Here is a 4862-nt window from a genome sequence, read left to right on the forward strand (position 1 = left end):
CCGGTTACTCACCGGCGTCGATCATGCCGCCGCGACGGTCTTGTCGGGCCGGTATTCCTCGTCCTGCGCCAGGATCGACCAGACAACCCGGGCATTTTTGTTGGTGAGGGCGACGGCCACCACATTGGGGTGCCGCCGCACGCGCATCGGGGCGACCCACAGGCTTTTCGGATCCGTCTTTCCGTGGGCCTTGCCCAGAACCGCGCGGGCACCGTGGATCAGCAGCGTGCGAATGTAGCGGTCTCCCCGCTTGCTGATCCCGAACAGCCGGGCCTTTCCGCCGCTCGAACGCTGCCTGGGCACCAGACCCAGCCAAGCAGCAAAGTGCCTGCCGTTCCTGAAACAGCTCCGGTCGCCGACTGCGGCGACCAGCGCCGTCGCCGAGATCGGACCGATCCCCTCGATCTTTCCGATGCGCTGACACGCCGGGTTGCTGCTGAAGAGGGCCCGGATCCGGCGGCTGTATGCGGTAGTGCGCCGATCAAGTTCGACCAGTTCCTCGTGAACGTCCCGCACGAGATCCCGGATCATGTCGTCGAGTTCGGCCTCGGCCCCCTTTGCCAGATCGCTTCCGCATCGTTGCGGTCGTTCTTGTTCGACTTGACGTAGGGCGTCACGAACTGCGGGCTGATCAGGCGCACCTCATGGCCGAACTCGGCAAGCAAACCGCGCCCGTGAACCCATAGTCCAATCCATCACTCAGGTCTTCCCTCCGAAGGTGGCAAAGATCGGGTCGATAGGCTACTTTACGTCTGAAGTGGGAGGGCGAGGGCAGCCGCAAGGGCAACGAGGTCCGCCTGCCGGCGGGCCCCAGTCTTGGCGAAAATCTGCGCGAGGTGCGACTTGACAGTGCTGCGCCCGAGGCCGAGCGCCTCTGCCGCCTCAGCGCGGGTAGAGCCGCTCGCGATGCTTTCGAAGACTCGCGCCTCGGCGGGGGTAAGATCGTAAAGCGCAGCAAGTATATCCGTGGGAAAGCGGGTGGCGTCGCTTGCCCTGGCGATGAATACAGCGGCTGCTGCACTTGGCATCAGTCCGGGGCGAAGCCTGCCGTGTCGTAGTGGCAAGACGTGCAGCACGCAAGGCGCGCCTCCGTTGTGCGAAGCCGGGATGCCGAAACCGCGCCGACCAGCCCCCGCTTCGTCCTCTGCGGCCCGACGGACCGCGACGATCAGCGCTGCTTCCACTTCTGCGGGACTTATCCGCAGGATGCCGTGCCGCGACCGGATCGCGCCTTCCGACGCCAGAAGGGTTCGGGCAGCCGAATTAGCAAGGACAATGCGAAGGTTCACGTCGACGAGAGTCACCGCGACAGATAGAGTATCGAGCGTTGCGTCGAATGTAGAGGAAACGATGCTCTTGATGTCGAGGAGCCTTCCGATGGCGGCCGCCCGTTGAAAATGCGGAATCAGCAACCGTGCTGCGTCAATTTCGAGCCGACCGATTTCACCTTGGGATTCGTGGCGACCGAATCCGACCGAGCCCAACATATCCTTGTCATTCGAAAGAATGATGATAAGTGCGTCGTGAAGGCCTTGGGGCCGGGCCCATTCCATAAAGTATCGGTTGCTTGGCCAGTTCGTTGGGTCGAGGACTCGTGACTGCACCGCTGGTTCGTGGATTGGAAGTGCGCGCATCTTGTCGAGGCCGCCCCACATGTCGATCATGTCCGAACCAAATTGGGGTATGCGCGCGATCCATTCGGGCTCTGGTCCTCTAATCACGCTGAGCGGCATCTGACCGGTATGCATGTCCATGAACGAAATCGCCGCATTGGCGAAATTAAGTTCGGTTCGGATGTGATCCAGTGTGTCGGACCATCGACCGGGGTCCAGGGCACAATCGTAGATCATTCCGATTAGCTCGGACAATACCTCATGAGAGACTGGCTGTCTCATTGAAAGACGAGGCTCCGATCTATCGCACGCCAACAGGAAATCAGTGGATCCATCAGCGAAGTTTACCAGTACATTTGCGACCTGCAAACTGTGACGCGACGCTGACTTCACCCGTTCGGTCTATGCCTAGACCACCGACCGGCCGATGTGCTGCCACGCTCTGCGGCGCAGGATGAGGAATCAGCGCCGGGGTTCCAGATCAGCACTGAGTCATGGACCCGAATGGAGACGGGACACCAGTTTTCCCCGGCACCCTTAATTTCATCCAGCGAGTCTGGAGGACAGATCATGCTTCCATCCTTCGCGTTCGTCGTCGTGCTCGTGATTCTCGGCGATGCCTTCGCGGCCGCGATCGGCTGGCCGGTACCTGGACCAGCCATGGGCCTGGCCGTCCTTGCAGCGGCTTTCGCCTGGAAGGGCCGGCCGCATCCGAATTTCGAGCAGCTCTTCGATCTGGCCGCGCCGTGGTTTCCGCTGTTCTTCGTGCCTGCTGCCGTGGGTGTCGTGGCGCATCTCGCTCTGCTCTCGGCGGTGTGGACGCACGTCGCTGTGGCGATCGTCCTCGGGACGGCGCTGGTGCTCGTGCTCACCGGCCAGCTTGCACAAATCCTCCTGACGCTCGCCGACAAGAGAAAATCTGGTGCTTGAGACGGTCCTCCTTCATCCCCTCTTCGGGCTGGGGCTCACAGTGATCGCCTCTCTCGCGGCAGCTACGCTCTGGGTCCGGTTCGGGCGACCAGCGATCTGCCACCCGGTGCTCGCCGCCACACTAATGGTTATCGCGGTGCTAGTGGTCTCCGGTTTACCTTACGATGTCTTCTACGCCCAGGCCGCGCTTCTCGACCAGGCGCTCGGCGGCGTTATCGTGTTGCTTGCGGTCCCGCTCTGCCGACAGGCAAGATTTATCCGGGAAGCGGGGGTGCCGTTAGGAGTGGCGCTGGTGGTCGGGTCTGCGGCGGCAATCGGCACGGCGCTCGCACTGCCGCTCGCGGCTGGGGCCGACTTCGCGCTCCTGGCGACACTGGCGCCGAAGTCCGCAACCGCGGCCGTCGCGGTCGAAATCGCGCAGGCCCAGGGTGGGGCAACTGGAATGACTGCGGTCATCGTCATCTCCACGGGCATCTTCGGTGCGGTATTCGGACCAGCGATCCTTGACACCACCGGCGTCCGTGATCCTCGAGCCGTCGGTTTTGCACTCGGTCTCGCGAGCCATGCCATCGGTACCGCCCGTGCCTTCCAAATCTCTGAGATTACCGGCAGCTTCGCAAGCCTCGGAATGATCCTGAACGCCATCCTGACCATCGCGCTCGTGCCGCTCTGCCTTTCCCTGCTGGGCGACTGACCTGCCTGCCCGACCAAAGAGCCTTTGGCGAACCTCCGTAAATGGGTGTTATTTCACGTGCTCCGGGGTTGAAATCGCGGCTCAGCAAATGGAGCCGCGTCACGCAATGCAGCTCAGACCTGATCCCGCCACCATAGGATAGCGCTATGAAATAACCCGACCGACTCACTTGATTGAGCATTCCCCATGTGAATGGTTGTGGACGGAGGAATGGACGGCGGCGGAGCTATTGTTCGAGCTGATCTCGCAGCGCTATGAGCGCGGTTCCACGATGATCACCAGCAACCTGCCATTCGACGAATGGACCAAAACCTTCGGTACTGAACGCCTGACCGGCGCGCTGCTCGACAGGCTGGCACACCACGTCAACATCCTCGAGATGAACGGCGACAGCTACCGGCTCGGCCAAAGCCGCGCCCGAAAGGCCTAAGCCATCTCCTGATCACCGGTCATCGGATTGGCCTTGCGGGCCAGCGCCATGGCACGCGCCGGCATTGTCAGAGAAACGGAACGTGATACGCTCATCGGGCCCGGTTGTTCCGTCTCCTGCAGCACTTTCATGGCGACTGCCTTGAAGAACAATTGTTTGTGCCCTCGGATCCAACAGAGGGGCAAAGAAGCTAGCGCTGCAGTGATTCCTCTGACAACGCCCTTGCGCGCGTTGGAGATCATCGAGATCCTGAACCGGCAGATCGAGACCGTGAAGGCGGAGCGCGACACGCTTCTCGCGGAGATCCAGACCATTGGCTCGACGCCGACCCCGGTGCGTATGTTGCTCGGCCTCAAGGGCATCGGCCCAGGCTTTGCGGGCGCGCTGTGGTCCGAGGGGCTGTTCCGAACGTTCCAGAACAGGCGCCAGGTCGCGGCCTATGCCGGGCTGGCACCGACACCGTGGAAGAGCGGCAAGATCAACCACGAACAGGGCGTCTCCAAGGCAGGCAATCCCCGCCTGCGGGCCATCGCCGTGGAAATGGCCTGGCTCTGGCTGCGGCACCAACCGGGATCGGCGCTCGCTCGGTGGTTCCACGACCGGGTCCGCCGGCTTGGTCCACGCACCAGGAAGGTCACGATTGTTGCGCTGGCGCGGAAGCTTCTTGTGGCTTTGTGGAAATACGTAACCAGCGGCGTCGTGATCGAGGGCGCTGCTATGAAGACGGTGTGACGCAAGCCCGAAGATCAGAAATTCCAGCATTCCACTGAGGCCTGATCAGCCTCGGCGGATCCGGGCGGACGGACCGGCGTAGGGTATGGCCCAATAAGCCGTAGTTAAGAATGGTCCCGTCTTCCCGAGCCCCAACCGCAGGATGCGGGATGATGGTGCAGCCGGTATTACCGGCGACCGTATGTGAGCTTGAGCGCGTAGGTCTTCGTCACGCGTTCCATCAGTGGGCCGGACCCGAGATCCGAAACGTCAGGGGGAGTGAAACCGATGATCTGAAGAATCCTGCTTGATCCAATTCTCCTCATGTGAACCCTACGTGAAGCGCCAGAAAAACGATGCCGCCGATGCCGAGGCGATCTGTGAAGCCGTGACCCGGCCGAACATGCGCTTCGTGCCGGTGAAGACCGAGGAGCAGCAGGCCGTGCTGGTCCTGCACCGCTCACGCGACCTGCTGATGCGTCAA

The 4862-nt window shown here is 62.0% G+C and carries 5 protein-coding genes and 4 pseudogenes; 5 read left to right on the top strand and 4 right to left on the bottom strand.

The genetic code is table 11. The annotated features are described in order from the left end of the window. Positions 1 to 21 precede the first annotated feature (21 nt). From IM708_RS20300 to IM708_RS20310, 3 genes and pseudogenes are all read right to left on the bottom strand, one after another. Positions 22 to 564, bottom strand: a complete 543-nt coding sequence (locus IM708_RS20300) for an IS110 family transposase (protein WP_209428385.1) — start codon at positions 562 to 564, stop codon at positions 22 to 24. Continuing rightward, a pseudogene (locus IM708_RS20305) lies at positions 540 to 662 on the bottom strand (IS110 family transposase); the annotation flags it as partial. The pseudogene IM708_RS20305 and the gene IM708_RS20300, both read right to left, overlap by 25 nt. A gap of 84 nt (positions 663 to 746) precedes the next feature. Continuing rightward, positions 747 to 1850, bottom strand: a complete 1104-nt coding sequence (locus IM708_RS20310) for a helix-turn-helix transcriptional regulator (RefSeq protein WP_209428382.1) — start codon at positions 1848 to 1850, stop codon at positions 747 to 749. Between the two features lie 333 nt (positions 1851 to 2183). On the opposite strand from IM708_RS20310, the gene IM708_RS20315 reads away from it, so the two are divergent. From IM708_RS20315 to IM708_RS20325, 3 genes and pseudogenes are all read left to right on the top strand, one after another. Then, a complete protein-coding gene (locus IM708_RS20315; RefSeq protein ID WP_209428383.1) occupies positions 2184 to 2543 on the top strand; it encodes a CidA/LrgA family protein in 360 nt (119 codons plus the stop codon). Continuing rightward, complete coding sequence (locus IM708_RS20320) at positions 2536 to 3237, top strand: LrgB family protein (protein WP_209428384.1); 702 nt, start codon at positions 2536 to 2538, stop codon at positions 3235 to 3237. The genes IM708_RS20315 and IM708_RS20320 overlap by 8 nt, the downstream gene beginning before the upstream one ends. A 220-nt stretch (positions 3238 to 3457) precedes the next feature. Continuing rightward, a pseudogene (locus IM708_RS20325) lies at positions 3458 to 3667 on the top strand (ATP-binding protein); the annotation flags it as partial. Here the strand turns inward: IM708_RS20325 and IM708_RS21635 are convergent. Further along, positions 3664 to 3798, bottom strand: coding sequence for a hypothetical protein (locus tag IM708_RS21635; protein WP_280861176.1), 135 nt, complete (start codon positions 3796 to 3798; stop codon positions 3664 to 3666). The pseudogene IM708_RS20325 and the gene IM708_RS21635 sit on opposite strands and share 4 nt — an antisense overlap. A 91-nt stretch (positions 3799 to 3889) precedes the next feature. On the opposite strand from IM708_RS21635, the pseudogene IM708_RS20330 reads away from it, so the two are divergent. Continuing rightward, positions 3890 to 4399, top strand: a pseudogene (locus IM708_RS20330) (transposase); the annotation flags it as partial. 307 nt (positions 4400 to 4706) lie between these two features. Next, positions 4707 to 4862: pseudogene (locus IM708_RS20335) on the top strand (IS110 family transposase); the annotation flags it as partial.

Origin of the sequence: Pararhodobacter sp. SW119, from assembly GCF_017811755.1 — a bacterium.
Classification (GTDB): domain Bacteria; phylum Pseudomonadota; class Alphaproteobacteria; order Rhodobacterales; family Rhodobacteraceae; genus Pararhodobacter.